The sequence below is a fragment of the Streptomyces sp. NPDC088706 genome (assembly GCF_044752765.1).
Classification (GTDB): Bacteria; Actinomycetota; Actinomycetes; order Streptomycetales; family Streptomycetaceae; genus Streptomyces.
Window position 1 is genome coordinate 196,079 of record NZ_JBIVLW010000008.1, and the last position, 26,142, is coordinate 222,220.

The following is a 26,142-nucleotide window of genomic DNA, read 5'->3' on the forward strand; positions in this document are numbered from 1 at the left end:
GCGCCACTCATGTCCGCCGGGCACCGGTCTCATCGACTTCCAAGTGATACCGCCGCGGCAGGTGTGGTCCGCTCCGACCGGGGTAGGCGCTGCCACATGCAGGCGGGACTCCGCGGCAGCATCTGGGGCAGGGGAAGGTTCGCAATGTCGATATCCATGGAGGCCACGACGAAGGCTCCGAGCCGAACCGCCGCACCCGTGTCCCTCCCGCAGATCGCCGATCCGCAGAAGGTCGCCCCGAAGGACGCCCGCGCGATGGGCGCGCTCTTCTTCGCGCAGCTGCAGGTCCTCGAAGAGGGCACCCACGAGTACCAGTACGCGCGCAACACCCTCATCGAGATGAACCTGTCCCTGGTGCAGTTCGCGGCGAAGCGGTACCGCAACCGCGGCGACGGCCAGATGGAGGACATCATCCAGGTCGGCACCATCGGCCTGATCAAGGCGATCGACCGCTTCGAGCTGTCGCGCGAGGTCGAGTTCACCTCCTTCGCGATTCCCTACATCGTCGGGGAGATCAAGCGCTTCTTCCGCGACTCCACCTGGTCCGTCCACGTCCCCCGGCGCCTGCAGGAGCTGCGCGTCACCCTGGCCAAGGCCAAGGAGCAGCTCACCACCACCCTGGGCCGCGATCCCGGCGTCGCCGAACTCGCAACGCACCTGGACATCACCGAGGAAGAGGTCATCGACGGCCTCATCGCCTCCAACGGCTACACCGCGGGCTCCATCGATCTGCCGCTCGGCGGAACCGAGCAGGGCGGCTCCGACAGCACCAGCTACGCCGACATCACCGGCGACTGCGACCCCGGCATGGAACTGGTCGAGAACCTCCACGCCCTGGCTCCGCTGCTGGAGACCCTGGAGGAGCGCGACCGTGAGATCGTCCGGATGCGCTTCGGCCAGGAGATGACCCAGGCTCAGATCGGCGAGCACCTCGGGATCTCCCAGATGCACGTCTCCCGGCTGCTCTCCCGCCTCCTCGCCACGCTGCGGGCGGGCATGCTCACCCAGAACTGAGCCGCGGGCACGGTTCCGCGGCCCTGAGCCGCGGGCACGGTTCCGCGGCCGGCATGTCAGCTGCGGGGCCCGTCAGGGGACCTCCATCGGTACGCGGGAGAAGCCGCTGCTGCCGACGGAGGTCCTCTTCGTCGGTGACCCGCGAGCGCCTTCCGCCGTGCGATGGATCCGCAACCGGTCACCCGTCGCCCGGCGGTTCGGCGCGTTCGGGAGGGCCGTCGGGGACGGAAAGAGCGGCGGTCGGCCGCTCGGGTGAATGCGCCGCCCCTCGGTTTTCACGGGCGCCCGGGCGTGGCAAGGCCACGAGGGCGCTTCGGAGCTGAGGTGCGCCCCGGAGACGGATGCCGTGCGGGTCGTGCTCACTGACGTACGGCTCGCTCCCGGGAACCACCCTCCCGGCGACGGCGATCTTGTACGGCGAGGAGTTGAGCTGCCCCCATGGCCGAGGAAAGCCGGTACGCCGACGACCCCGACACGGCAGAGCACTTCCGCCGTCTCCTGGAGCTGCCGGCCGGGCCCGCCAGGGAGCGGCTGCGCGCGGAGGTCATCTGCGCCTGGCTGCCCATGGCCCACCGCCTGGCCGCCCGCTACCGCAACCGCGGCGAAACGCTGGAGGACCTGCGGCAGGTCGCGGCGATCGGGCTCGTCAACGCCGTCGACCGCTACGACCCCGCGATCAGCCGCGCCTTCGCGCCCTTCGCGGTGCCCACCATCACAGGGGAGATCAAACGGCACTTCCGGGACCGCATGTGGTCGGTGCACGTCCCCCGCCGCGTCCAGAACCTCCGCAACGTCGTCCGCCTCGCCCGCGCCGAACTGGCCGCCTCGGGCGCCCCGCCCTCGCTCGCCCGGATCGCCGAGCACACCGGGCTGAGCGAGGAGGACGTACGGCAGGGGAGCGAGGCGCTGCACGGCTTCAGCGCCCTCTCCATCGACGCCGAGACCGCGGCCGACGGCGGTGAGCTGCTCCTCGCCGACCGGCTGGGAGCCGTGGACGCGGCGTACGACCTGGTGCTCGACCGCGAGGCGGCGAAACCCGGGATCCACCGGCTCGCCGAGCGTGAGAAGCGGGTGCTCTATCTGCGGTTCTTCGCCGGCATGACCCAGAGCGCCATCGCCGCCGAACTGGGCCTCTCGCAGATGCATGTCTCCCGGCTGATCACCGAGTCCTGCCGCCGTATCCGCGAGAGCGCCCGGGAACACCCCACGGAGCAGGGCGCCCTCCGGGCCGCCCAGCCGATGTGACAGGCCGGCCCTCCCACGGCCCGCGTCTCAGAACACCACGGTCTCCGCCTTGCCGATCGAGGCGCTCATGTTGCGCTCCATCATGCGCAGCGCGGCCTCGGCGAGATCCTCGTGGATATGGGCGACGGCGTCCTCGGGCACGGTGACGCGCAAGCGCCGGATATGCGCGTCGAGCGCCGAATACAGAACACACTGTTCCGTCACCTGGCCGCAGAGCACGATGTGGTCCACGCCCAGCTGGGCGAGCAGATAGCTGAGCGGCGTCTCATAGAAGATGGAATGCCGTGCTTTGACGACGAAGAGTGAATCGTCGTCCGGCAGCACGGGTTCGACGAGTTCCGCGTTCTTCCCGGCGAGCGTCTTCTCGATGATCTCCCCGTGGTGGGAGCGCCATTCACCGAAGTTGTCGTTCACGTAGATGACCGGGACGCCTTCCGTGCGAGCGCGGTCGATCAGACGGGTGAGCTGCGGAAGGGCGGTGCGGACGGAGGGAGCGAGCAGCTCGGCGTCGAGGTGGTCGTACGCGTTGATCATGTCGATGACGATGAGAGCGCTGTTTCCCATGCCGCCATCCTCCCACCGCACCCCGTGGCCGCACACCCGGTGTTTCGCCTGAGGCATCGTGGGAACTCGGCACTCGTTCACCATCCGGAAATCACCCGGGAATCACCTGGGAAAGCATCCGGGTAGATCACCCGGGCGAATTCCGTGGACGCCCGAACGAGACGCCGACGCGAGAACAGAAGGTGGAACCGTGCGCGCATTGACCTATCAGGGGAAGCGGGACGTCCGGGTGGAGACCGTTCCGGACCCGCGGATCCAGGACCCGACGGACATCATCGTCAAGATCACCTCCACCGGGATCTGCGGCTCGGACCTGCATCTCTACGAGGTGCTCGGCCCCTTCCTCGACCCCGGCGACATCCTCGGCCACGAACCGATGGGCATCGTGGAGGAAGTGGGACCCGAGGTGACCGCCCTCGCCCCGGGGGACCGGGTGGTCGTCCCCTTCAACGTCTCCTGCGGCCACTGCTACATGTGCGGACAGGGTCTGCACTCCCAGTGCGAGACCACCCAGGTCCGTGAGCGCGGCTCGGGCGCCGCCCTCTTCGGGTACACCAAGCTCTACGGGCAGGTGCCCGGCGGCCAGGCGGAGTACCTGCGGGTGCCCTTCGGGAACGATCTGCCCATCAAGGTCCCGCACGGCCCGTCGGACGACCGGTTCGTCTACCTGTCGGACGTCCTGCCCACCGCCTGGCAGGCCGTGGAGTACGCGGACATCCCGCCCGGCGGCAGCGTCACCGTCCTCGGCCTCGGCCCCATCGGCGCGATGGCCGCCCGTATCGCGCTCCACCGGGGCGCCGGCCTCGTCATCGGCGTGGACCTGGTCCCCGAACGCCTCGACCGGGTCAGCGCGTACGGTGCCACCTGCCTCGACCTGCGCCGGTACGGCAAGGGCAAGGAGCTCGGCGACGCCGTCCGGGACCTCACCCAGGGGCGTGGTACGGACGCGGTGATCGACGCCGTCGGCATGGAGGCCCACGGCGCGCCCGTCGCCAAGGCCGCCCACGCGGCGGTCGGCCTGCTGCCCGACAAGCTCGGACAGCGCCTCATGGAGACGGCGGGCGTCGACCGCCTCAGCGCTGTGCACACCGCGATCGACCTGGTGCGCAGGGGCGGCACCATCTCCATCTCCGGTGTCTACGGCGGCTCCGCCGACCCACTGCCGCTGCTCACCATGTTCGACAAGCAGATCCAGCTCCGCATGGGCCAGGCCAACGTCAGGCGCTGGGTCGACGACCTGCTGCCGCTGCTGGTCGACGGCGACCCGCTCGGCGTGGACTCCTTCGCCACCCATCACCTGCCGCTCGAAGAGGGGCCCCGGGCGTACGAGACGTTCCAGAAGAAGGCCGACGGCATGATCAAGACCCTGCTCATCCCCTGACGGACACGGTCCACCGCACGGAGAGAGGAAGCTTTCATGGAGACCACCGGACGGTCCGGCGGCAAGCGGGTCGTGGTCACCGGGGCCACCGGCAACGTGGGGACGAGCGTGGTCCGCGCGCTGGCGGCGGACCCCGGGATCGGCTCGGTCCTCGGCCTGGCGCGCAGGCGGCCGGCACTGGAGATCGCGGGGGCGGAGTGGGACACCGTCGACCTCTCGCGCGACGACAGCGAGGAGCGGCTCACCGGCCTGCTGGACGGCGCGGACGCGGTCGTCCACCTGGCATGGCGGTTCCAGCCCACCCATGACCCGGTCGTCACCTGGCGGAGCAACGTACTCGGCTCCCAGCGGGTCTTCCGCGCGGTGGAGCGGAGCGGGGTGCCCGCCCTGGTGCACGCCTCGTCGGTCGGCGCCTACTCCCCGGGCCCCAAGGACGAGCCCGGCGTGGACGAGCAGTGGCCAACGCACGGCTGGCCGGACGCGGCGTACTGCCGGGAGAAGGCCTACCTGGAGCGCGTTCTCGACACCTTCGAGCTGCGTCACCCGCAGATCCGGGTGGTCCGGATGCGCCCCGGCTTCCTCTTCAAGGAGAGCGCCGCACCCGAACAGCGCCGCATCTTCGCCGGCCGCTATGTCCCGGGCAACCTCCTCCGCCCCGATCTGCTGCCCTTCGTACCCGACCTGGAAGGGCTGCGGTTCCAGGTGCTCCACACCGACGACGCCGCCGAGGCGTACCGACTGGCCGTGCTCAACGACGTACGCGGCCCCTTCAACCTGGCGGCGGACCCGGTGATCGACGCGCACAAGCTGGCCGGGCTGCTCGACGCCCGCGTCGTACGGGTGCCCAGGGCGCTGGTGCGTACGGCGCTCGCGGGCGCCTGGCGGGCCCATGCCGTGCCGGCCTCCCCGCACCTGTTCGACGCGGTGCTGCGGTTGCCCGTACTGGACTCCACCCGGGCGCACGAGGTGCTGGGCTGGCAGCCGGCCCGTACGGCGGAGGAGGCGTTGACCGCCTTCCTGCGCGGGGTGCGGGAGGGCCACGGCGAGGAGACCGCGCCGCTGGCCGGCCGGAAGGTCGGCTGAGGCCGCCGAGCGGGGCGGTGCCCCGCTGGTTCAGCTCCCGCTCGAAGCCCCCGATCACCGGCTACGGCAGGGGATGCGTGCGGCGGATGTGCCAGGGCGCGCCGACACCCGGCCGGCCGGGTGCTCAGGGGCGGCGCCAGTCGTCGGAGTGCAGGTGGGAGCCCGCCTGCGGGCCCATGCGCAGCATTCCGCCGTCCACCACCCATGACGCGCCGGTCGTGTACGACGACTCCGGCCCGGCCAGGAACGCGACGACCGAGGCGACCTCCCGCGCGTCACCCGGACGCCCGAGCGGGATGCCCGGCCGGTCCACGCCTTCCACCTCGGTGTCCTCCTGACCCGTCATCGGGGTGGCGATCTCACCGGGGGCCACCGCGTTCACGGTGATGCCGTACTCGGCGAGCTCCAGGGCCATCACCTGCGTCAGCAGACCGAGGCCTCCCTTGGCCGCGCAGTAGGGCGCCGCGCCGACCCGCGGCTGGTGCTCGTGCACCGAGGTGATGTTCACGATGCGGCCACCGTCCCCCTGGGCGATCATGCGGCGGGCCGCACGCTGCGAGCAGAGGAACGGGCCGATGAGGTCCATGTCGATCACCTCCCGGACCGTCGCGTGGTCCAGGTCGAGGAACCGGGTGGCGGTCCCGGTCCCCGCACAGTTGACGAGCACGTCGACACGGCCCAGTTCGTCGGCGAGGACGTCCACCACATCCGCGGCGTCCGGCAGTTCGCTGAGGTCGAGCCGGGCCAGGGCCGCCCGGCGGCCGGACGACCGCACCTCTTCGGCGGCGCCCTCGCCGCCCGCACGGTCGCTGTGGTAGGTGATGCCCACGTCCATGCCCTGCTGCGCGAGCTTCACGGCCACGGCTCGGCCGATCCCCGAATCCGCGCCGGTCACCAGCGCGACCGGCGCGACGGGACGGGTCTGTGGGGGCATCTGTCCTCCTGGGGGACGGAGACGGGGACGGGGATGGGGCCGGCGGGGGCCGGACGGCGCCCGCCGCGGCGGGTACCACCGTGACCCGGCGGCAAACATCCGGCGCCGCCCGTCGCCGGAGGGAACCGCTCAGGCGCTGTCGGCAGCCTCGTCGGGGGTGAGGTCGTCGAGCAGGGCCTGGCAGGCGGCCACCGGACTGCCGAGCGCGGCCCACTCACCGCGATCCGGTTCGTGGAGGACCCGCCGCACGTCGTGGCGATGAGGCCGCGGCGGCGGCCTTGGGGGACTGCACCACCTGGTAGCGGTCGGGCGCGCCTCACGCGCGGAGCGGGACCGGCGAAGCGTCCCTTCACGCGGCTTCCCTCAGCGCTCCGGCGCGCACGCGCTCGCAGGACTGGCCGATCAGGCGGGAGACGTGCATCTGGGAGATGCCGAGAAGCTCCGCGATGCCGGCCTGGGTCATGTCGCGGAAGTACCGCAGGTACAGGATGGTCCGCTCGCGCTCGGGCAGCCTGCGCAGCCCGGGCTTGACGGCCTCACGGTCGACGGCGACGTCCAGGGCGGGGTCGCAGGAGCCCAGCCGGTCGGCCAGGGGGTCTCCGCCGTCGGCGCCCGCCGGTTCGGCGTCCAGGGACAGCGCGCTGTAGCTCTCCAGGGCCTCCAGGCCGAGCAGGACGTCCTCCTCCGGGAGACCCGCCGCAGCGGCGATCTCGGCGCAGGTGGGGGCGCGTCCACCGAGCGGCTGGACCAGGTCGCGGCGCGCTGTCCGGACCTGGTTGCGGAGGTCCTGGACCCGGCGGGGCACGTGGACGTCCCACGTGTGATCACGGAAGTGGCGCTTGAGTTCGCCCGTCACGGTCGGTACGGCGAACGTCTCGAAGGCCTTGCCCCGCGAGGGGTCGTAGCGGTCCACCGCCTTGACCAGTCCCATGGCCGCCACCTGGCGCAGATCGTCCATCGACTCACCCCGGTCGCGGAAGCGGGAGGCCAGCCGGTACGCCATCGGCAGCCAGGCACAGACCGTCTCGCCCCGCAGGGCGTCCCGCTCCGGCCCCGGGGGAAGCCGGCTCAGCTCCTGGAAGGCCCTGTCAGCCGACGGGACGCCGGCGTCGGTGGGGAGCTCGGGGGGAGGCGCGGACTGCATGGGACTCACTCCTTCGCGGCGACGACGGATCACCGTGGGAGTACGCGCGGCTCGGGCGGACGCAGCCCGGAACTTCCACGGGCGCCTCTTGTCCGAAGCACCCACGGCATATACCCGGATAGATTGGCTTTAAACGTACTAAATGCCGTGTGCTCATGTGATGATATCGGAACAAAGTGTGATGGATCGTGGCGTATGGCCGCTGCCGAAATGGGTACCCGCCTCGGCTGGGACACCCCGACGGACCGGGAGGAGGCAGGGGGCTGCCGCCCAGACGCCCTTGTACGAACGCCCCGGCCCCGTGGAGGGCCGCGCGCGGATGTGGTCGTCGGCGCGGCCGCAGCCCGGGACCGGAGCCCCGCCGAGGAGACGATGACCATGCCGACCACGACCGAGGCCCCGCCCGTACGAGGCGCACCCTGCTGGGTCAATCTGCTGGTGGGCGACCTGTCCGCCGCGCAGTCGTTCTACGCCGCCGTGCTCGGCTGGAAGTTCGACGACTCCGGAACGCTGGGGGAGGGCTTCTCGGTGGCGCTGGCCGACGGGCGTCCCGTCGCGGGCATCGGGGCCCGCTCCCCCTTCCTGGCCGCCCCGACGGTGTGGACGCCGTACTTCGCCTCCGCCGACGTGGACGAGACCGTGGACCGGATCCGCGAGCGGGGTGCGACGGTGGCGGTCGGCCCGATCGCCGTGGGGGAGGGGCGGGCTGCGATCGCCTCCGACCGGGACGGTGCGGTCTTCGGGGTCTGGGAGGGCGCCACGCCCGTCTGGTCGTCCGGCGCGGACGCCCCGCCGTGGCTGGAGCTGTGGACCAGGGACGCCTTCGAGGCCGCTCTGTTCTACGGCGAGGTCTTCTCCTGGCCGCGCCCCGGGCCGGACGGCATCGACGTGGCGTACGAGGAGGAACAGGTCGTGGCCCGCGTGGCCGGCCGGCCCATGGCCGTACTCTCCGGTGGGGCCGTCGGCAGCGCCCCGGACCCGAGGATCCGGCCGCGGTGGATCGTCCACTTCGAGGTGGACGACGCCTCACGCGCGGCGGCGCAGGCGGACCGGGCGGGCGGGGAGACCTTCCCGGCACCCGGTGTACGGGCATCCGAGTACGTCGTCCGGGACCCCGAGGGAGCGCTGTTCACGGTGGCCGAGGGCATCGGCGGGTCGGGCAGCGGTGGGTGACGGCTGTCTGCGGGCGGGCGGCCGACTCGATGCGCTCGGGCCGGTGGCCGATGCACTCGGACCGGTGGCTCAGCGGGCTCGGGCCGGTGGCTCGGCGGGCTCGGGCCGGTGGCTCGGCGGGCTCGGGCCGGTGGCTCGGCGGGCTCGGGCCGGTGGCTCCGGCGATCCGGCCGCCCGCCCCGCCCTGCCCGTCCTCAGCCCGGCAAGGACCCGAACGGGCTGTCGTCGAGGCGGGCGAGCAGGTCCGCGACGTCTCCGAAGACCACATCCGCACCGGCCGCCTCCAGATCGGCCCGCGGGATGCCGCCCGACAGCAGTGCCACCGAGCGCACACCGGCCCGGGTCGCCGCCTCCATGTCCCACACCGAGTCCCCCACGAACACCGCCTGCCCGGCATCCACCCCGGCCAGCTCCAGGGCCAGCTGAACGGGCTCCGGGGAGGGCTTGCCCTCGTCGACGTCGTCCGAGCTCGCCGTGGACCGGATGGCCTCGTCCGCGTCCACCGCCCGGCGCAGGGCCGCCAGCTCCGGCCCGCTCGCCGAGGTGGCGAGGACGACGCGCCAGTCGCGCCCGGCCAGGGTCCGCAGCAGATCACCCGCGCCCTCGAAGGCGGGGAGGCGGTCGAAGTACGTCCCGTAGAGCACCGTGTGCGCGGAGCCGATGGCGGAATCCTGGTCACGGTCCCGGTCGGATCCGAGCAGCCGCTCGATCAGATCGTCGGAGCCCAGACCGATCGCCCGGTGGATGTCCGGCATCGGCACCGTGTGCCCCGCCTGCCGGAACGCTTCCCACCACGCCACCACATGCAGGTGGTTGGTGTCGGTGAGCGTGCCGTCCACGTCGAAAATTGCCGCGCCTGTCATGTGCACCTGTTTCCCTCGCCGCTGTGCCGCTCCCCGGACTCCGCCCCCTGCTCCTCAGGCGCCCCGGCCGCCGCCGTCCTCTTCGTCGGCCACGTGCACGGCCGCTTCCTCGGCCGACGCCGCTCCGCCGTCGATCCCGACGTCCTGCGCGAAGACATCGGTGTTCCGGCCGGTGGGGTCGTCCGCCGCGGTGAGCCGCCCGGCCCGCGCGTCGCCGTCGATCCGTTCCTGCGGTTCGCCCTCGCCCTCCGCGACGTCCCCGATGCCGTCGCCGTCCGGCACCTCGACGTCCGCGACCTCCTGGGCGAGGCGCTGGTCGAGCGACTCGCCCTCGCGCTCCTCCGCGCCCGTGGTGCCGAACTTGGTCACGCCCAGCGGGCGTTCAGGAGGGGAGTAGCCCTCTTCCATCTGGTCGTCCAGATCGCGTTCGCCGAGCGTGTTCTCCAGGTCGAGCTCGTCGTTGGGCGGCTCCTGGCCGTCGTCGTCCTGCGGCTGGTACACATCGTCGCCGCGTGCCTGATCGCTCATGCGTCCTCCTCTGCGTTGGGCTGGTCCGCTGTACGGAAGGTCAGCGTCCGAGAGCCTTCCGCAGCTCTTCCTTGTTCATCGAGGAGCGCCCGTCGATGTTCTTTTTCCTGGCCTCCGCGTAGAGCTGGTCCCTCGTGGGACCCTGCGCCCCCTGGTGGGAGCGCTCGCCACCGCGCTCGTAGGCGGACTTCTTGTCCTTCGTCGATGTCTTGCTCGCGGTCTTCGACTCGCCGGACCGGGCCCGCTCCTTGTTCACCGTCCTGGCGGCGATCTCCTTGGCACGCCCTTCGGAGGTGCCCCGCTCCTCCTGGCTCTCCTTGATGTGCTCGTACTGGCGTTCACGCTTCGCATTGGACCCAGCCGGCATGGCGTACTCCTTCCACGTCCCGTCGGCCGCGGCCGACGGGACCTTCGTCGGAACGGGTGAATCGATACCCGGGGGTGCCCACCCGCTTTTCCCGTACGAGCCCCAATAAACAACGCGGGGAGGAGAGGGGCACGCCCGTGCCGGACTTCCGCGTCCACTGGAGTGACACACGAGCGCACCGGGCGGATCGCATGGCTCCGAGCGGCGCCGAGGGCTGCTTTCCCAACCCGCCGGCGCCTGAGTTCCGCGTACGCCGGATACCTGGTAGGAGGAGTACCCCTGGCCCCAAGGCTAAACACGGGTGCTGACAAATCCCCCACGCTTGCATGAATGGCGTACTGCTGGGCACAGTTATAGAGCAAGGTCAGGAAGCGGCCGATTCCCTTGCGTCCGCGTTCCTTCGGTGACCCGTGCTGTTACCGGGCCACCCTCACCTCTCCTCAGCTTTTCGGTATGACCATCGGGCATGCGGGATGCGCCGACGACGGCGCGTCGTCGCGTGTCCGCTGTCCGTCTCAGCAATGCTTTCCGCGCCCGTCCCACCCCGCGGGTGCCCTTGGTAGTGAGAGAAAGGCAGAGCGCGATGCTGATGGCACACCCCGCGGTACTCGAGGAACTTCTGCGCCGCTACGAGGAAATCCGGACCCAGCACGCCGAAGGTGGCGACGGAGCGTCCCGTAGGAGTCTGGAGGACGTCAGCTACACGCTCTGCGTCTCCACCGGGACCCGGGACGTGGCCGCCGCGATCACCGCGGCCCGCGAGCAGCTGCGCCGCTCAGCCGTGGGGGCGAGAGAGACCCCGGTCACCGCCTGAGAGGCCGGCCGCCGGGTTCGTCCTGAGCGCCGCGGGACTCAACCGCGTCCTGCGTCTCGCGTCCACCCTGCCGGGAGCCGAGCTCCGCAGCCGCGGATGCCGGCCCGCCGCCGCGGGGCCCCGCGGCGGGAGCCTGCGCGGACGGCCGGGGCGACGGGTCACGCGATCGGACGCGACCGGGTCCCGGTCCTCGGCGGTCGGACCGTACGCCGACACGTTCCTGCCGCGCATCCCCGCGATGGTCTGCGGCGTCCGCTCCTCGCTGTCGCCGCCCATCGCCCCGCACAGCCACACCGCCGGGGCGCTCGACCTGTACGCGCCGGTCCCGGGCGCCTTCGACAACGCCGACCTGAGGGCGCTGCGGCTGCTCACCGCGCAGGCCTTCGGAGCCATCGCCCTGGCCCAGCGGATCGCCGACACGGAGGAGTTCGCCGCCGACCTGGAGGCCGCCCTGCGATCCCGTACGGTCATCGACCAGGCGATCGGCGTGGTCGTCGGCCAGCAGCGCCGCACCCCGGAAAAGGTCTTCGACATCCTGCGTACGGCATCCCAGCGCCGCAACATCAGACTGCGGGAGCTCTGCGCCGAGCTGATCGCCGGCATCACGGGCGAGACTCCCTCCGAGGGGCGCATCCAGCCCCGGGGGTGATGTGCCGTCGGACCTCGACGTCGGGTCAGGACGCCGGGTAGGGGTGCTCGGCCAGCAGCCGGGCCAGGTGGACGGCGTTGGCGGCGAGCGTACGGGTCGTCGAGGCGACGGTGTCGGGTGTCTCGTCCAGGTCCTGGTAGTCGGTGCCCCGCATGGCCTCGCCGACCCAGTACGTCACCGCCCCGGGCGCCAGGGAGAAGCCGACGTCGTCGAGCCCCTGGAAGAGGTCGGCGCTCACCTTGTGCGCCCCGTCCTCGTTCCCCACGACGGCCACGGCCGCGACCTTGCCGTAGACGAGCGGCCGGCCCTGGTCGTCGGTCTCCGACAGCTCCCCGTCCAGACGCTCCAGGACACGCTGACAGAGGCTGGAGGGATGGCCGAGCCAGATGGGCGTGGCGATCAGCAGGATGTCGGCGGCCAGCATCTTCTCCCGGATGGCGGGCCAGGCGTCGCCGTCGCCCATGTCCACCTCGACGCCCGGGCGGACGTCGTGGTCCGCGACCCGGACGATCTCGCCCCGCACATCGTGGCGGGCGAACTCGGTCATGACCTGCTCGGCGAGATGGTGGCTGCTGGAAGGGGCGGGCGAGGCGTTCAGGGTGCAGACGAGGGCGAGCGCGCGCATGACGGGGTGTCTCCTTCGAGCTGACGGGCGGAGCGGGGAGGTGCCGATGGGAGGGCACGGCGGGACTGGTGCCCCGTCAAGCAGCGCGGTACGCACCGGGATGGCCGAATGCCCCGAACGGAAGGGCACGAGGGGCGCCGGTGAGGTCCCGCTCAGGGCCGGCTCCCGTTTGAACCTCCTCACAGGGGTAGACGGCGCAGAACCCTGCCGCTCCACCTGAGAGGAATTCGCTGTGCCCCGGGACCAGCGCAAGAACGTTTTCATCATCGGAATGGACGAGGCCAACCGGCGGACCCTGGAGGCCGTTCCGGACGCTGATGACCTCCGCCTCCATCCGCTTCTCACCGTCAAGGAGTTGCAGGAGGACGCCACCACCGTCGACGAACTGCTGAGCCGGGCGCGCGCCGTGCTCGACGCGCACGACGGCAGCATCGACGCGATCGTCGGCTACTGGGACTTTCCGGTCAGCACCCTCGTCCCCCTCCTGAGCAAGGAGTACGGGACGACCAGCACCAGCCTCGAATCCGTCGTCAAGTGCGAGCACAAGTACTGGAGCCGGCTGGAACAGCGGAAGGTCATCGACGCATACCCCCGCTTCGGCATCGTCGACCTGGAGAGCGACGACCCGCAGCCGCCGGAGGGGATGAGCTTCCCCATGTGGGTGAAGCCCGCCCTGGCCTACTCCTCCGAGCTGGCGTTCGGCGTGTCGGACATGGAGGAGTTCCGGACGGCGGTCGCGGAGATACGCGGGGGCATAGCCCGGGTCGGAAAGCCCTTCGAGGCCATTCTCGATCTCCTGGAGCTGCCGCCGGAGATGGCGGGCGTGGGAGGCCAGGTCTGTCTCGCCGAGGAGGCCATGACCGGCATCCAGGTGGCCGTCGAGGGATACGTGCACAACGGCGAGGTCACCGTCTACGGCGTGCTGGACTCGATCAACTACCCCGACTCCTCCTCCTTCCTGCGCCACCAGTACCCGAGCACCCTCCCGGCTCCGATCATCCGGCAGCTGCACGAGGTCAGCGAGCGCACCATGCGGCAGATCGGCATGGAAGCGGCCACGTTCAGCATCGAGTACTTCTACGACCCCAAGACCGCCTCCGTCAGCCTGCTGGAGATCAACCCCCGGCACTCCCAGTCGCACGCCGAGATGTTCGACTTCGTCGACGGCGTGCCCAACCACCACCGCATGTTCCGGCTCGCCCTCGGCGGTGATCCGGCCCTCCCCTCGGGCGGTGGCCGCTACAAGGTGGCCGCCAAGTGGTACTACCGCTGGTTCGGTGAGGGACGCGTCCACCAGGTACCGACCGCCGAGCAGATCGCCGCCATCGAGCGGGACATCCCGGGCGTCCACATCGACATGGTCCCCTCCGAGGGCCAGCGGCTCTCCTCGGTCTCGGGCCAGGACAGCTACAGCTACGAAGTCGCCCACATCTTCACCGGCGGCGAAGACGAGGACGACCTGCGCCGCAAGTTCGACGCCTGCGTCGCCGCCCTGGGCCTGAGCTTCGACGAGACGGAACCGGGCGGCCGCGGCCGGAATCCTTCGTGACGTTCCGGGTACCCGCCCCCACCGGACCCGATGTCAGGAAGGACCCTGCCACCCGTATGCGATTCGTCGAACAGCTCCCGTACGAGACCGCGGAAGAGAACCACGTCACCATCACCATGGCGGACGGGGTGCGCCTGTCGGCCAGGATCTGGCGGCCCGTCTCGTCGGACGCGGAGCCGGTCCCCGCGGTCGTGGAGTACATCCCGTACCGCAAGAACGACCTCACCTCCACCCGTGACGCCATCCACCACCCGTACATCGCGGGCCACGGCTACGCCTGTGTACGGGTGGACCTGCGGGGCACCGGGGAGTCCGAGGGCGTCCTCCTGGACGAGTACCTGGAGCAGGAGCAGCGCGACGCCGAAGAGGTGCTGGCCTGGGCCGCCGCCCAGCCCTGGTGCGACGGGAACACCGGCATGATGGGCATCTCCTGGGGTGCCTTCGCCGCGCTCCAGACCGCGGCCCGGCAGCCCGAGAGCCTCAAGGCCATCGTCATCGCCTCGTTCACCGACGACCGGTACGCGGACGACATGCACTACCTCGGTGGTGCCATGCTCTCCGACAACCTCGCCGAGGCCGGCACGATGTTCGCGTACGCCACCTGCCCGCCCGACCCCGAAGTGGTGGGGGACCGGTGGCGGGAGATGTGGCAGGAGCGGCTGGAGGCCGCCCGCCCCTGGGTCCTCGAATGGCTCCGCCACCCGCACCGCGACGCCTACTGGCAGCACGCGTCGATCAGCGAGGACTACAGCCGGCTGCGCTGCCCCGTCCTGGCCTCCAGCGGCTGGGCGGACGGCTATTCCAACGCCGTCACCCGGCTCCTGGCCGGCGTCGACGTCCCCCGCAAGGGGCTGATCGGCCCCTGGTCCCACAAGCTCCCGCACCTCGGCGAGCCCGGCCCGGCCATCGGCTACCTCCAGGAGGTCGTCAGGTGGTGGGACCACTGGCTCAAGGGCATCGACAACGGGGTCATGGAGGGACCGATGCTCCGGACCTGGATGCAGGAGAGCGTCCCGCCCTCCACGTCCTACGAGGAGCGCCCCGGCCGCTGGGTCGCCGAACCGGCCTGGCCCTCGCCGCAGATCAAGGAGGTGGTGCACCCGCTGCGGGGCGCCACCATCGTGACGGCGGACGAGCAGGAGCCCCTGCCGCGCGGCCGTACCCGTACGGTCCAGTCACCGCTCTCCGTGGGCCAGTTCGCGGGGAAGTGGGCGTCCTACAACGCCCCGCCGGACCTGCCCTACGACCAGCGTGAGGAGGACGGCGGCTCCCTGGTCTTCGAGTCCGAACCGCTCGCCGAACGGGTGGAGATCCTCGGATCGCCCTCCGTCGACCTGGAGGTGTCCGCCTCCGCGCCCGTCGCCCAGATCACCGCCAGGATCTCCGACGTGGCCCCGGACGGCCGCGCCACCCGGGTCACGTACGGCGTGCTGAACCTGACCCACCGGGAGAGCGACGAGCACCCCCAGGCGCTGGAACCCGGACGCCGCTGCCCCGCCCGGATCACGCTGAACGGGGTCGGGCAGGCGTTTCCGCCCGGGCACCGCATCCGGCTCTCCCTCTCCACCTCGTACTGGCCCCTGGTCTGGCCGGCACCGGAACCGGTCCTGCTCACCGTCCACGAGGACGGCGCGGCGCTGACCCTGCCGGTACGCCCCACCGAGGAGCCGGACGGCATGCCGCAGGCGTCCTTCGGGGAGCCCGAGGGCTGCCGGCCGCCCCCCGTCACCCGGCTCACCGAGCCCGAGCAGGCCTGGAACGTCTCCAGGAGCCTGGTGGACTACCATTCCGCCCTCGACATCGTGAAGGACCGGGGGATGCAGCGGTACGAGGACAACGGCATCGAGGTGGGGCTGCGGGCCTGCGAGAGGTACACCTCCGTGGCCGACGACTTCTCCTCCCCGAGCGGCCGGTCGGCGTGGACGATGACCTTCTCCCGGCCCGGCTGGGACGTACGCGTCGAGACCAGCACCGTCCTGACCTCGAATGCCGGGGAGTTCACCGTCGACGCGACCCTGGACGGTTACGAAGGCGGGCGGCGGGTCTTCTCCCGCACCTGGAACGAGACCGTCCCCCGGGACCTCGCCTGACCCGGGGATCCACCCCGGCAGCGGCCTCACGGCCCAACCCCCGGACCGGTCCGCACCAGGCGGCCGGCCGGACCCGAAAGAGAAGATGAGGCCGGACGTGTCGATCACCACCGTGGGTGCGGTGTACGGATGCCTCGGCATCGGAGCCTTCCTCGCCGCGGCTCTGCCCCGGCTGCTCTCCCGCCTGCCGGTCTCCGTACCGATCGTCTTCCTCGCGGCCGGAGTCATCCTCTACCTGACGCCGCTGCCGCTCCCCGAAGTCGATCCGGTCGCCGACCGCGTCTGGGCGCAGCACCTCACCGAGCTCTGTGTGATCACCTCGCTGATGGGTGCGGGGCTCGCCATCAACCGCCCCTTCGGGTGGCGCTCCTGGGCCACCACCTGGCGGCTGCTCGGGGTGGCGATGCCGCTGACGATCGGGGCGACGGCGCTCGCCGCCTGGTGGCTGCTCGGCTGGCCGGTCTCCGCCGCACTCCTGGTGGCGGCGGCCCTCGCGCCGACGGACCCCGTCCTCGCCTCCGAGGTACGGGTGGGGGAGCCGACGGACGACGCGGAGGACGAGGACGAGGTCCGCTTCGCGCTGACCAGTGAGGCCGGTCTCAACGACGGGCTCGCCTTCCCGTTCGTCCTCGCGGCCGTCGCCCTCGCCGCGGCGGGGGAGAGCTGGACCGGGGGGTGGCTGACGCACTGGGTGTGGAGCGACGTGCTCGTGCGGATCGGTGTGGGCGTGGCGGCGGGCGTGGCCATCGGGCTGCTGCTGGGACAGGTGCTCTTCCGGTCCCGGGCCAAGTCGCTGCGCCTGGCCGAACAGGGCGAGGGATTCGTGGCGCTGGCGGCGATGTTCCTGTCCTACGGCGTCACCGAGGCCCTGCACGGGTACGGCTTCCTCGCCGTCTTCGCCACCGCCTGCGCCCTGCGCCGGTCCGAGCGCAGCCACGGCTACAACAAGGTGATGCACGGCTTCGTCGAGCAGATCGAACGCCTGCTGATGGCCCTGCTCCTCTTCGGCGTCGGCGCGTTCGTGGCCTCTGGCGGCCTGGCCTCGCTCACCTGGCGGGGTGCGGCGATAGGCCTGCTGCTGCACTTCCTCATCCGCCCGGCCACCGGCTGGCTCGCCCAGCTGCGCGGCCCCGGCCGCCCGCACGAGCGCGCGGCCACCGCCTTCTTCGGTATCCGGGGCATCGGCTCGCTCTTCTACCTCGCCTACGCCTTGGGGGAGGGCGGCTTCGGGCGGTACGAGAACGAGATGTGGGCGGTCGTGGTCTTCGCCGTCCTGATCTCCGTGGTGGTCCACGGGATCGCGGCGACTCCCGTGACCACCTACCTCGACCGGCGCTCGGCCAAGGCCACGGCCTCCTGACCCGAGCGGCCGGCCGGCCTCAGGGCAGCGGGGTACCGCCGGTGGCGTTCATGATCTCCCCGGTGATGAACGAGGCGTTCGCGGAGGCGAGGAAGACATAGGCGGGCGCCATCTCCGCGGGCTGTGCGGGGCGGCCCAGCGGGCTCTGCTTACCGAACTCCGTGGTGTCCGGCATGGTGGCCGGGATGAGCGGAGTCCAGACCGGCCCCGGGGCCACCGCGTTGACGCGGATGCCGTCGGAGGCGAGCATCTGGGCGAGTCCTTGGGTGAACGTGACGATCGCGCCCTTGGTCATGGCGTAGTCCAGCAGATGGGGGCTGGGCTTGTACGCCTGCACCGAGGTGGTGTTGATGATCGAGCCGCCCGCCGGGATGTGCGGCAGGGCGGACTTGCACAGCCAGAACATCCCGTACAGGTTGGTCCGCATCACCCGGTCGAACTGCTCGGTGGAGATCGCGGCGATGCCGTCGGGCTGGGACATCTGGTACGCCGCGTTGTTGACCAGGACATCGATGCGGCCGAATTCGGAGACGGCCCGCTCGACGAGGGATCGGCACTGCTTCTCGTCCCGGATGTCACAGACGACGGTCACCGCCGTGCGGCCCGCCTCCTCCACCAGGCGGGCGGTCTCCCGCGCTTCCCCCTCTTCCTCGGGGAGGTGGGTGAGCAGCACGTCCGCGCCCTCCCGCGCGAAGGCCAGGGCGACCGCGCGGCCGATGCCGGAGTCGCCCCCGGTGACCACCGCCTTGCGGTCGGTGAGGAGGCCCGAGCCCCGGTAGGAGTCCTCGCCGTGATCCGGCGGCGGGTCCATGGGGCCGGTCCAGCCGGGGTGCTCCTGGCCCTGCTGGGGGAAGTCGGGGCGGGGGTGGGCCCGGTTCGGGTCCTGCGGCTGTTCGCTCCTCGTCATGGCGGCCTCTCTGCTCGCACATCGCCCCGGAGCCCGTACGGCTGCCGGGGACGCCACGGATGATCGGGCTGCTGCGAGAAGCTGGGTGCCCCGCGACAAGGGGTCGAAACGCCGCTTTCGGCGCCTGCCGTCGTCGGCCGGGGCGGGGCACCCGGCCCGCTCACTTGCCGCCGCTGCCCTTCTTCCGCAGCGACTCGGGCTTGTGGACCGCGCTCCGGCCCGTCTTGTCGCTCTCCACCTCGTACTGGGGCTCGTCCTTCGAGGCGTCCACGGTCCGGCCGGCCGCCTCGGTCCGGTGGTCGACCTTGCGCGTGACGGTGCCTTCGACGTCCTGACCGTGGCTCTGCCACGTGACGTCGTCGCCCCGGGAGAGTTTCTTGTCCTTCTTGTTCCGCTCGGCCATGAGGATCCCCTGTCTCTCGCCCGGCCGCGGCCGGGTCCCTGTGCCGTGCTCCCGCACGACCCCGTCAGCTTCGCCGCTGCCCCGGCATCGCGCACCCCGGGTGAGCCGTGTCTCATCCGGGCCCCGCGACTTGTCTATGCAACGAGTTGCATAGAAGGATCGCGGCATGGCGCTGGAACACGCGATTCTCGTCTCCTTGCTGGAGAAACCCGGCTCGGGCTACGAGCTGGCCCGGCGGTTCGAGCGGTCCATCGGCTACTTCTGGACCGCCAGCCACCAGCAGATCTACCGCGTCCTGAGCCGTATGGAGGCCGACGGCCGGCTCCTCGTCCGCGAGGTCGAGCAGCGGGGCCGGCCGGACAAGAAGGAGTACTCCGTCGCCGGCCCCGGCCGCGCCACCCTCGCCGAGTGGCTGCACAAGCCGATCGAGCCCGAGAGCCTCCGGCACGACCTCGCCGTCAAGATCCGGGGCGCCGCCTTCGACGACCCGGCCGCCCTGATCCGCGAGGTCGAGCGCCACCGCCAGGCCCACCGGGACCGCCTGACCCACTACCTCGCCGGAGAGGTGCGCGACTTCACCGGGCCGCGGGCGCCCGCGCCACCGGACGCGGGCCAGGAGCTCCAGCACGTCGTGCTGCGCGGCGGCATCGCGTACGAGCGCATGACGGTCGCCTGGCTCGACGACGTACTCGACACCCTCCACCGGCTCGCAGCGGCGGGCCCGGACGCCTGAGCGGCACCCGGTGCCACCTCCGTACCACCGAAGAACCCGCACCCTCCCGGAAGGCAATCTCCATGGCTGAGTCCGCGTCCCCGCTCTTCAACCCGCACACCTACGACCCCGAGCACTTCGACCCGGAGACCCGCAGGCTGCTGCGCGCCACCATCGACTGGTTCGAGGAGCGGGGCAAGCGCCGGCTGATCGAGGACTACCGCTCCCGCGCCTGGCTGGGCGACTTCCTCGCCTTCTCCGCCGAGGAGAGCCTGTTCGCCACCTTCCTCACCCCGGCCGCCGCCGCGGGGAAGGCGGACCAGCGCTGGGACACCGCCCGGATCGCCGCGCTCAACGAGATCTTCGGGTTCTACGGCCTCGACTACTGGTACGCCTGGCAGGTGACCATCCTCGGTCTCGGCCCGGTCTGGCAGAGCGACAACGAGCAGGCCCGCGGCCGGGCGGCCGAACTCCTCTCCCAGGGTGAGGTCTTCGCGTTCGGCCTCTCCGAGAAGACCCACGGCGCCGACATCTACTCCACCGACATGCTGCTGGAGCCGGACAGCGACGCCGCGGGCGGGTTCCGGGCCTCCGGCTCCAAGTACTACATCGGCAACGGCAACGCGGCGGGGCTGGTCTCCGTCTTCGGCCGCCGCACCGACATCGAGGGCCCCGACGGCTACGTCTTCTTCGCGGCCGACAGCCGCCACGAGGCGTACCACCTGGTGAAGAACGTCGTCGACTCCTCCAAGTACGTCAGCGAGTTCCGCCTGGAGAACTACCCGGTGGCGCCCGCCGACATCCTGCACACGGGCCGTGCCGCGTTCGACGCCGCGCTCAACACCGTCAACGTCGGCAAGTTCAACCTCTGCACCGCTTCGATCGGCATCTGCGAGCACGCGATGTACGAGGCCGTCACGCACGCGAGCAACCGCATCCTCTACGGCCGGCCCGTCACCGCCTTCCCGCACGTGCGCCGCGAGCTGACCGACGCGTACGTCCGGCTCGTGGGGATGAAGCTGTTCAGCGACCGCGCCGTCGACTACTTCCGCTCCGCCGGGCCCGACGACCGCCGCTACCTCCTCTTCAACCCGATGACGAAGATGAAGGTGACCACGGAGGGCGAGAAGGTCATCGACCTGATGTGGGACGTCATCGCCGCCAAGGGCTTCGAGAAGGACAACTACTTCGCCCAGGCCGCGATCGAGATCCGGGGCCTGCCCAAGCTGGAGGGGACGGTCCACGTCAACCTCGCCCTGATCCTCAAGTTCCTGCGCAACCACCTGCTGAACCCAGTGGACCACCCCGCCGTCCCCTCGCGCCTCGACGCCGCCGACGACGCGTTCCTCTTCCGGCAGGGACCGGCCCGCGGCCTCGGCGCCGTACGCTTCCACGACTGGCGCCCCGCGTTCGACGCGTACGCCGAGGTGGCGAACGTGGCCCGCTTCCGCGAACAGGCCGACGCGCTGTGCACGTTCGTCGAGACCGCCGCCCCCGACGAGGAGCAGAGCCGCGACCTGGACCTCCTCCTCGCCGTCGGCCAGCTGTTCGCCCTCGTCGTCCACGGCCAGCTGATCCTGGAGCAGGCCCGGCTGACCGGCCTGGACGAGGAGCTGCTGGACGAGCTGTTCGCCGTCCTCGTCCGCGACTTCTCCGCGCACGCCGTCGAACTGCACGGCAAGGACTCCGCCACCCAGGACCAGCAGGACTGGGCGCTCGGAGCGGTACGGCGCCCCGTCGTCGACGCGGAGCGCTCGGCGCGGGTCTGGGAGCGCGTCGAGGAGCTGTCGGGGGCGTACGAGATGGCTCCGTAGCCGAGCGGCCGCCGCCCCCGGAACCCGCCCCCCGGAACCCCGGGGGCGGCGGCGCCGGCGGGGTCACTCCGGGATCGTGAGTCTGCGGGTCACGCGCCGGGCCGACGACAGCAGCTGCGCCCTGACCTCGCTGGTCCGGTACATCCGGTCCGAGCGGAAGGAGATGCCGAGCGAGCCGACCCGGTCGCCGCTGTACACGGGCACGGCCACGCACGTCGTGCCGCGCCGGTACTCCTCCCGGTCCATGGCCAGCGGTGCCGTCGGCGACGAGTCGAGCTCCCGGAGCAGTTCCTCGCGGCGCGTGATGGTGTGGGACGTGAGGTCGGCCAGCGGATGGCGGGAGAGGTAGTTGGCGCGGGACTCCTCGTCCAGCCCGCCCAGCACGCTCTTGCCCAGCGCGGTGGCGTGTCCGGCGTCCTCGAAGCCCACCCAGAGGTCCACCCGGGGCGTTCGCGGACTGTCGACGATCTGGAGGACCCGGATCTCCCCCTCGTCGTACAGCGTCAGGTAGGCGGCGGCGGCGAGGCCGTCGCGCAGGGAGGTCAGCAGGGGGCGGATGTGCTGGGTCCACGTCCCGGCACCGGATCCGGCGCCCGGCGACGGACCACTGCCGGTGAGGGCGAACGCTCCGTCGTCCAGCTCCCTGAGGTAGCCGTCCTGGACCAGCGCGCGCAGATGCTCCCCGGCCACGGGCGGCGCGAGCTCGGCCTCCCGGGCCAGCCGCTGTCCGGTCGCGCCCGTCGGATGTGTCCCGGCGGCCTCCAGCAGCCGCAGGTCCCGCTGGACGGACACGGTGGGCTCGGGGCCGGCCTGGTCACCCATGCCCCCAGCATGGACCCGGCGCCGGAGTGCGGCATCTCGTGTACGGGGACCCGTGGCGGGGCGAGGGTTCCGGCCGCCGGAGCCGCGGTGCGGGTGAGGTGTCCACGCCGCCCGCGCCGCCACGGCTCCGGGTGAGGTGCCTACGCCGCCCGCGCCACGGTCCGCGACCTCAGCCGGTGACGCCGAACGAGGGGGACGCGCCGGTGAACGGCGTGACTCTCCCCAGCAGGTTCTTCGCGTCCCCGTGGTGCACGATCCGGTAGGTGCCGGGAGCGGTGTCCGCCCCGATGTCCCAGGTGACCGTGGCCTTCGACGTACCGGTCAGACCGTTGATCCGGGTCCAGCGGTAGGTGGTGTCCCAGTCGCCGTCGTCCAGTACCCGCACCCACGTGCCGCCCTCCAGCCGCTGGACCTCCAGGAAGGTCCCACCCCGGCGCAGGTTGTTCTTCGGGTGGCCGGTGGCGAACTCGACGGTCGCCCTGGCGCCGCGAGCGTACGAGGGGGCCGGGCCGGTCAGGACCGAACCGAACGCCTTGCCCAGCGGCGGGTTGTCGTACACGACACCCGTCTGGAACGTGAACTGCCGGGCCGACTCGTCCGGCGGCGCGGTGCCCCGGCCGATCGCGGTGCCCTGGCGCAGCGAGGCCGCGACCCGCGCGTACTCCTGCTGGTAGGCGGGGAGCGTGTTGCGGCCGTAGAGCGTGGAGCCGCCCTCGTAGTTCTGCGCGTCGTACTCCTGCGGTGTCGTCACGTACTGGCTGTAGGCGTTGGCGTACCCCTGGAGCAGCACGCGCCCCAGCGGGACGCCGAGCTCCTGGGCCACGGTCCGGCGGACCCGGAGCCCGGCCGTGATCGTGAACTCGCCCGGGCCCGCCACCAGGTACAGCTCCCCGATCCGCATGATCTGGAGCGGGAGGATCTTCGGGGTGACCGGGTGCACGTCGCTCAGCAGACCGGTGGGGATCAGGCTCGCCTTCGGGTACTGGCAGGTGGCGAGCCAGGACGGGGTGTCGACGCGCAGCGCGTCGATGATGTGCGCGACCGGCGTGCGCGTCCCCTCCTCGAAGCCGGGGATCGCCGGACCGTCCTCCACACTGCCCGCCAGCGTGGAGGCGCCCACGACGGCGGGGCAGGTGCGCTGCTCCTTCCCGTCACTCGTGTACTCCCCGCGTACGGTGACGTTCTCCATGTCGACATGGGTGAGGCGGGCGTCGACCCCGCCGGACACCGGCTCCGCGTCCCGGTAGACCTCGCGGGCCTTGTCGAGCTGGCGCTCGCCGATGAGGCGGGCGTTCTCGAACTCGTCCTCGGTGGGCCCCGAACCGGGCTTCAGGTTGAGGTTGGGGGACATGTCGCCGGCGTTGGTGTTGGGGAACGCGGCGACGAATCCCGGGGCGTCGTCGAGATAGCGCACGCCCTCGTGGTCGTGCTCCCAGGCGTAGGAGGCATAGCCCTTGTTGTCGGGGCTGATGAGGGTGTTCCTGTTGGTGATCGAGGTGTTGTGGGTGGCGAACCAGCTGATCGCGCCCGCGTCCCTGTCGCCCTGCCGGAACCGCAGTACGGTCATGGCCGGGTCGATCCCGTCGGGGAAGGCCGCCCGGTCGGCCGCCGGATTGCGGTCGAAGGCCTCCCGGGAGCGGTTGACGCTGGCGTCGGTGAGGGTGCCGGTGCCCAGGCTGATGGTGCCGGGCTTCAGGTCATCGTGGGCCTTGGCCACGGACTCGGCGATGCCGTCGACGACGGCCCGGTAGGTGCCCTTCTGGAAGCCGAGCACGGAGAGGTTGTACGCGAGGTGGTGGGAGTACCCGCCGGGGCCCGAGTGGGTGTGGGTGGCGGAGAGCAGCACGTTCTCGTCGCCGTACAGGCTGCCGTAACGCTCCTTGAGACGGGCGATGACCCCCTGCCGCACGGACTGGAAGATCATTGCGAGGTCGGCGTTGACGTACACCACGCGTCTGCCGGTCGCCCGGTCGACCACGACGTACGCGCGTGACCTCTGGCGCTGGTGGATGCCGGACGTCTTCTGGTCGAAGCTGGAGTAGCCCATCATCCCGGTCTCGGCGGCCTCCCCGGTGACGTCGGCGATGCCGCGTCCGACGAGGTACTCCTCGTCCGCGGCGGCCGGTGAGGCCGAGGCGGGGGAGGGGGCGCCGAGGGTCAGGGCTGCCAGCGCGGCGGCCAGTGCCGGTGCGGCGAACTTGCGACGGGGGCGGCGAGGGGAGGGGGGTGGTGGCATCGGACCTCCTGGGGCGGGAGACGTAACGGGACCCCGGGCCCGGTCGGCGGCTCACCGACATCGGCGGACCCGGAGGGCTGCCCCGACGGTAGAGGGGGGCGACCCGCGCCGCATAGCTCTCTACCGGCCAGTAAACGGGCAGCCGCGACGCGGCCGGGAAGGCATTCCTCCCGGGCAGGCGCTCTCCGCCGTGCCCCGGCTCGTCGTCGCGGCCGCCCTGTGCGGGCCCGTCGGCATCGTGGTGCTGCTCCTGAGCGCCGACTCCCCGGCGACGATCCGCCGGGGCAGGTCCCCGGGGGGTGCGGCGGATGCCGCCCCGGGCCGTCCCGTCAGCGCCGGGCCAGCACGCGTACGCCGTCGGCCGGCGGCAGGTAGGGCAGGCCGAAGTAGGCGAAGAGCGCCGACTCGTCCTCGGCGGGCAGCACGTCGTCCGTACCGATCGAGGGGCCGTCCTTCACCTTGGCCTTGTCGTGGGCGACCTTGACGTAGTCCGGTCCCACGACGGCCTGCGCCAGCGGTACGAAGACCAGCCGGTGGCGGGTCGGCAGCCCCACCGTCACGGTGGCGAACGCCGGCTGGTCGGTCCCCGTGTCGACGTACACGGACTCCAGCGTCCCGATCCTGCGACCGTCGGGGTCGACGACGTCACGCGTACGCCATTCACGGATGTCTGCGCTCTCGATCACTGGGGATCTCCTCGGGGCCGGTCGGTTCTTCATGGGCGGTGCGTCGGTCGGCCGGTGCCCGCTCCCGTGAGGGCGGCCACCCGGCTCTCCTCCCACCTGCCCCGCAACCTGCCCGTCAGTGCCGACCGCACCGGTGGATTCGCTCAGGCGGCCGCGCCGCCCGGCACCCGCCCTTCGGGAAGGAACAGCACCGAGTTGATGTACCGGGTGCGCTGCGGCACGAACGCCCTGCGCAGCAGACCCTGATGGACGAGGTGTTCCGTCCTCGCCTGGTGGGCGGGCAGGTCGAAGCCGGCCAGTGGGACCCAGCGCCGCCCCGCCAGGACCCACCCCGCGTACCCCTGGCCGGTGAGCAGCGCGATCGCCGGAGCGATCGGCCCGAGCCGGCTCTCCAGCTCCACGAGCAGCGCCGGACGGTCCCGCCGCAGCAGCTGGGCCGCCCCCCGCAGCGCGGCCACCTCCGCGCCGTCCACGTCCATCTTCACGAAGCCGACCCCGTGCAGGCCGAGGCTGTCGATGGTGAGGGAGTCCACGTCGACGCAGTGCGCGTGGATCTCACGGCGCTCCAGCGAGGACACCCCCCGGTCGCCCTGATCACCCTCCGGGAGCCAGAGCTGGACCGTGGCGCCGGCGCGGTCGGTCGCCGCCCCCTGCACCACCCGGACGTTCGAGGGCAGCGTACGGCGCAGATGGTCGGCCAGGTGCGGTACGGGCTCGACGGTGACCACCCGCGCGCAGCGCCGGGCCAGCCGGCGCGACCAGGGCCCGTACCAGCCGCCGATGTCCACGGCGGTGGAGCCGGGCGGGCAGAAGTCGGCGAGCCGGCGCAGCTCCGGCTCGAAGCGGGGATACAGGGCGACGGCGGCGGAGCCGACGAGGCCGGTGGGCAGCCGGGATGCCACCGCGGCGGCGAACGTGGTCACCTGGCCGACGCCTTCAGGTGCGCCAGATATCTCTCGTGGGCCTCGGCGTCGACCTTGCGGCCCGAGGAGGGCAGCAGCTGCGGTATGCCGTCCAGGATGGGGTAACTCAGGCGCAGCCGGGGGTTGTAGAGCGCCTCCTCGTCACTGAGCAGGGCCAGCGGGCCCTTGTCGAGCGGGCAGGCCAGGATGGCGAGCAGCGGATCGTCGGGGTTCATGAGGGCTCCCTCGGTGGTGGGACGGAGGACGTGGGGCGAAG

The 26,142-nt window shown here is 71.7% G+C and carries 25 protein-coding genes and 1 pseudogene; 12 read left to right on the forward strand and 14 right to left on the reverse strand.

The features are described from left to right. Positions 1 to 144 precede the first annotated feature (144 nt). Together ACIQAK_RS20490 and ACIQAK_RS20495 are read left to right on the forward strand one after the other, a co-directional pair. Positions 145 to 1,014: an RNA polymerase sigma factor SigF gene (locus tag ACIQAK_RS20490; protein WP_366390206.1), complete on the forward strand. Its 870-nt coding sequence runs from the start codon at positions 145 to 147 to the stop codon at positions 1,012 to 1,014. 438 nt (positions 1,015 to 1,452) lie between these two features. After that, the gene (locus ACIQAK_RS20495) at positions 1,453 to 2,259 is read left to right on the forward strand and encodes a SigB/SigF/SigG family RNA polymerase sigma factor (protein ID WP_366390205.1); all 807 of its coding nucleotides are present in this window, start codon (positions 1,453 to 1,455) and stop codon (positions 2,257 to 2,259) included. A gap of 27 nt (positions 2,260 to 2,286) precedes the next feature. Here the strand turns inward: ACIQAK_RS20495 and ACIQAK_RS20500 are convergent, their stop codons facing one another. Further along, a complete protein-coding gene (locus ACIQAK_RS20500) occupies positions 2,287 to 2,823 on the reverse strand; it encodes an isochorismatase family cysteine hydrolase (RefSeq protein ID WP_366390204.1) in 537 nt (178 codons plus the stop codon). Positions 2,824 to 3,013: 190 nt separating this feature from the next. Here ACIQAK_RS20500 and ACIQAK_RS20505 point away from each other — a divergent pair, with 190 nt between their 5' ends. Next, entirely contained in the window at positions 3,014 to 4,204 is a 1,191-nt protein-coding gene (locus ACIQAK_RS20505) for a zinc-dependent alcohol dehydrogenase (RefSeq protein WP_366390203.1), read from the forward strand. Between the two features lie 36 nt (positions 4,205 to 4,240). Next, positions 4,241 to 5,287, forward strand: coding sequence for an NAD-dependent epimerase/dehydratase family protein (locus tag ACIQAK_RS20510; protein WP_366390202.1), 1,047 nt, complete (start codon positions 4,241 to 4,243; stop codon positions 5,285 to 5,287). A gap of 124 nt (positions 5,288 to 5,411) precedes the next feature. On the opposite strand, the gene ACIQAK_RS20515 is transcribed toward ACIQAK_RS20510, so the two are convergent. Beyond that, positions 5,412 to 6,221 carry an SDR family oxidoreductase gene (locus tag ACIQAK_RS20515; protein ID WP_366390201.1) on the reverse strand — a complete coding sequence of 270 codons (810 nt, stop codon included), beginning with the start codon at positions 6,219 to 6,221 and terminating at the stop codon, positions 5,412 to 5,414. A gap of 349 nt (positions 6,222 to 6,570) precedes the next feature. Further along, positions 6,571 to 7,365, reverse strand: a complete 795-nt coding sequence (locus ACIQAK_RS20520; protein ID WP_366390200.1) for a SigB/SigF/SigG family RNA polymerase sigma factor — start codon at positions 7,363 to 7,365, stop codon at positions 6,571 to 6,573. Positions 7,366 to 7,743: 378 nt separating this feature from the next. Between ACIQAK_RS20520 and ACIQAK_RS20525 the strand changes: the two genes are divergently transcribed. Continuing rightward, positions 7,744 to 8,538: a VOC family protein gene (locus tag ACIQAK_RS20525; protein ID WP_401848579.1), complete on the forward strand. Its 795-nt coding sequence runs from the start codon at positions 7,744 to 7,746 to the stop codon at positions 8,536 to 8,538. A gap of 194 nt (positions 8,539 to 8,732) precedes the next feature. Here ACIQAK_RS20525 and ACIQAK_RS20530 read toward each other — a convergent pair whose 3' ends face one another. The 3 genes from ACIQAK_RS20530 to ACIQAK_RS20540 are packed head-to-tail and all read right to left on the reverse strand — an operon-like array spanning position 8,733 to position 10,296. After that, positions 8,733 to 9,401, reverse strand: coding sequence for an HAD family hydrolase (locus tag ACIQAK_RS20530; protein WP_366390198.1), 669 nt, complete (start codon positions 9,399 to 9,401; stop codon positions 8,733 to 8,735). 54 nt (positions 9,402 to 9,455) lie between these two features. Further along, a complete protein-coding gene (locus ACIQAK_RS20535; protein ID WP_366390197.1) occupies positions 9,456 to 9,929 on the reverse strand; it encodes a DUF5709 domain-containing protein in 474 nt (157 codons plus the stop codon). A gap of 40 nt (positions 9,930 to 9,969) precedes the next feature. Beyond that, positions 9,970 to 10,296: a plasmid stabilization protein gene (locus ACIQAK_RS20540; RefSeq protein ID WP_366390196.1), complete on the reverse strand. Its 327-nt coding sequence runs from the start codon at positions 10,294 to 10,296 to the stop codon at positions 9,970 to 9,972. A gap of 583 nt (positions 10,297 to 10,879) precedes the next feature. On the opposite strand from ACIQAK_RS20540, the gene ACIQAK_RS20545 reads away from it, so the two are divergent. After that, positions 10,880 to 11,110 (forward strand): DUF5133 domain-containing protein, encoded by a 231-nt coding sequence (locus tag ACIQAK_RS20545; protein WP_366390195.1) that lies wholly within the window; start codon positions 10,880 to 10,882, stop codon positions 11,108 to 11,110. Between the two features lie 235 nt (positions 11,111 to 11,345). Further along, positions 11,346 to 11,759, forward strand: a pseudogene (locus tag ACIQAK_RS20550) (ANTAR domain-containing protein); the annotation flags it as partial. Between the two features lie 25 nt (positions 11,760 to 11,784). Here the strand turns inward: ACIQAK_RS20550 and ACIQAK_RS20555 are convergent. Then, a complete protein-coding gene (locus ACIQAK_RS20555; protein WP_366390194.1) occupies positions 11,785 to 12,384 on the reverse strand; it encodes an NAD(P)H-dependent oxidoreductase in 600 nt (199 codons plus the stop codon). A 232-nt stretch (positions 12,385 to 12,616) separates the two neighbouring features. Between ACIQAK_RS20555 and ACIQAK_RS20560 the strand changes: the two genes are divergently transcribed. From ACIQAK_RS20560 to ACIQAK_RS20570, 3 genes are all read left to right on the forward strand, one after another. Next, positions 12,617 to 13,933: an ATP-grasp domain-containing protein gene (locus ACIQAK_RS20560; protein WP_366390193.1), complete on the forward strand. Its 1,317-nt coding sequence runs from the start codon at positions 12,617 to 12,619 to the stop codon at positions 13,931 to 13,933. 56 nt (positions 13,934 to 13,989) lie between these two features. After that, a complete protein-coding gene (locus ACIQAK_RS20565) occupies positions 13,990 to 16,023 on the forward strand; it encodes a CocE/NonD family hydrolase (RefSeq protein ID WP_366390192.1) in 2,034 nt (677 codons plus the stop codon). Between the two features lie 97 nt (positions 16,024 to 16,120). Then, complete coding sequence (locus ACIQAK_RS20570; RefSeq protein WP_366390191.1) at positions 16,121 to 17,383, forward strand: cation:proton antiporter; 1,263 nt, start codon at positions 16,121 to 16,123, stop codon at positions 17,381 to 17,383. 19 nt (positions 17,384 to 17,402) lie between these two features. On the opposite strand, the gene ACIQAK_RS20575 is transcribed toward ACIQAK_RS20570, so the two are convergent. Both ACIQAK_RS20575 and ACIQAK_RS20580 read right to left on the reverse strand, forming a co-directional pair. Then, positions 17,403 to 18,290: an SDR family oxidoreductase gene (locus tag ACIQAK_RS20575; RefSeq protein ID WP_366390190.1), complete on the reverse strand. Its 888-nt coding sequence runs from the start codon at positions 18,288 to 18,290 to the stop codon at positions 17,403 to 17,405. A 160-nt stretch (positions 18,291 to 18,450) separates the two neighbouring features. After that, positions 18,451 to 18,693: a DUF2945 domain-containing protein gene (locus tag ACIQAK_RS20580; RefSeq protein WP_366390189.1), complete on the reverse strand. Its 243-nt coding sequence runs from the start codon at positions 18,691 to 18,693 to the stop codon at positions 18,451 to 18,453. A 166-nt stretch (positions 18,694 to 18,859) separates the two neighbouring features. Here ACIQAK_RS20580 and ACIQAK_RS20585 point away from each other — a divergent pair, with 166 nt between their 5' ends. Together ACIQAK_RS20585 and ACIQAK_RS20590 are read left to right on the forward strand one after the other, a co-directional pair. Further along, entirely contained in the window at positions 18,860 to 19,426 is a 567-nt protein-coding gene (locus ACIQAK_RS20585) for a PadR family transcriptional regulator (RefSeq protein ID WP_366390188.1), read from the forward strand. 62 nt (positions 19,427 to 19,488) lie between these two features. Beyond that, the gene (locus tag ACIQAK_RS20590; RefSeq protein ID WP_366390187.1) at positions 19,489 to 21,219 is read left to right on the forward strand and encodes an acyl-CoA dehydrogenase family protein; all 1,731 of its coding nucleotides are present in this window, start codon (positions 19,489 to 19,491) and stop codon (positions 21,217 to 21,219) included. A gap of 63 nt (positions 21,220 to 21,282) precedes the next feature. Here the strand turns inward: ACIQAK_RS20590 and ACIQAK_RS20595 are convergent, their stop codons facing one another. From ACIQAK_RS20595 to ACIQAK_RS20615, 5 genes are all read right to left on the reverse strand, one after another. Further along, positions 21,283 to 22,041 (reverse strand): IclR family transcriptional regulator C-terminal domain-containing protein, encoded by a 759-nt coding sequence (locus ACIQAK_RS20595; RefSeq protein ID WP_366390186.1) that lies wholly within the window; start codon positions 22,039 to 22,041, stop codon positions 21,283 to 21,285. A gap of 169 nt (positions 22,042 to 22,210) precedes the next feature. After that, entirely contained in the window at positions 22,211 to 24,277 is a 2,067-nt protein-coding gene (locus ACIQAK_RS20600) for a neutral/alkaline ceramidase (protein WP_401848588.1), read from the reverse strand. Positions 24,278 to 24,606: 329 nt separating this feature from the next. Continuing rightward, positions 24,607 to 24,963 (reverse strand): PRC-barrel domain-containing protein, encoded by a 357-nt coding sequence (locus ACIQAK_RS20605; protein ID WP_366390184.1) that lies wholly within the window; start codon positions 24,961 to 24,963, stop codon positions 24,607 to 24,609. A gap of 143 nt (positions 24,964 to 25,106) precedes the next feature. Continuing rightward, complete coding sequence (locus ACIQAK_RS20610; protein WP_366390183.1) at positions 25,107 to 25,886, reverse strand: FkbM family methyltransferase; 780 nt, start codon at positions 25,884 to 25,886, stop codon at positions 25,107 to 25,109. Beyond that, the gene (locus tag ACIQAK_RS20615) at positions 25,883 to 26,101 is read right to left on the reverse strand and encodes a Trm112 family protein (protein ID WP_366390182.1); all 219 of its coding nucleotides are present in this window, start codon (positions 26,099 to 26,101) and stop codon (positions 25,883 to 25,885) included. Before ACIQAK_RS20615 ends, ACIQAK_RS20610 begins: the two co-directional genes overlap by 4 nt. Positions 26,102 to 26,142: the final 41 nt, after the last annotated feature.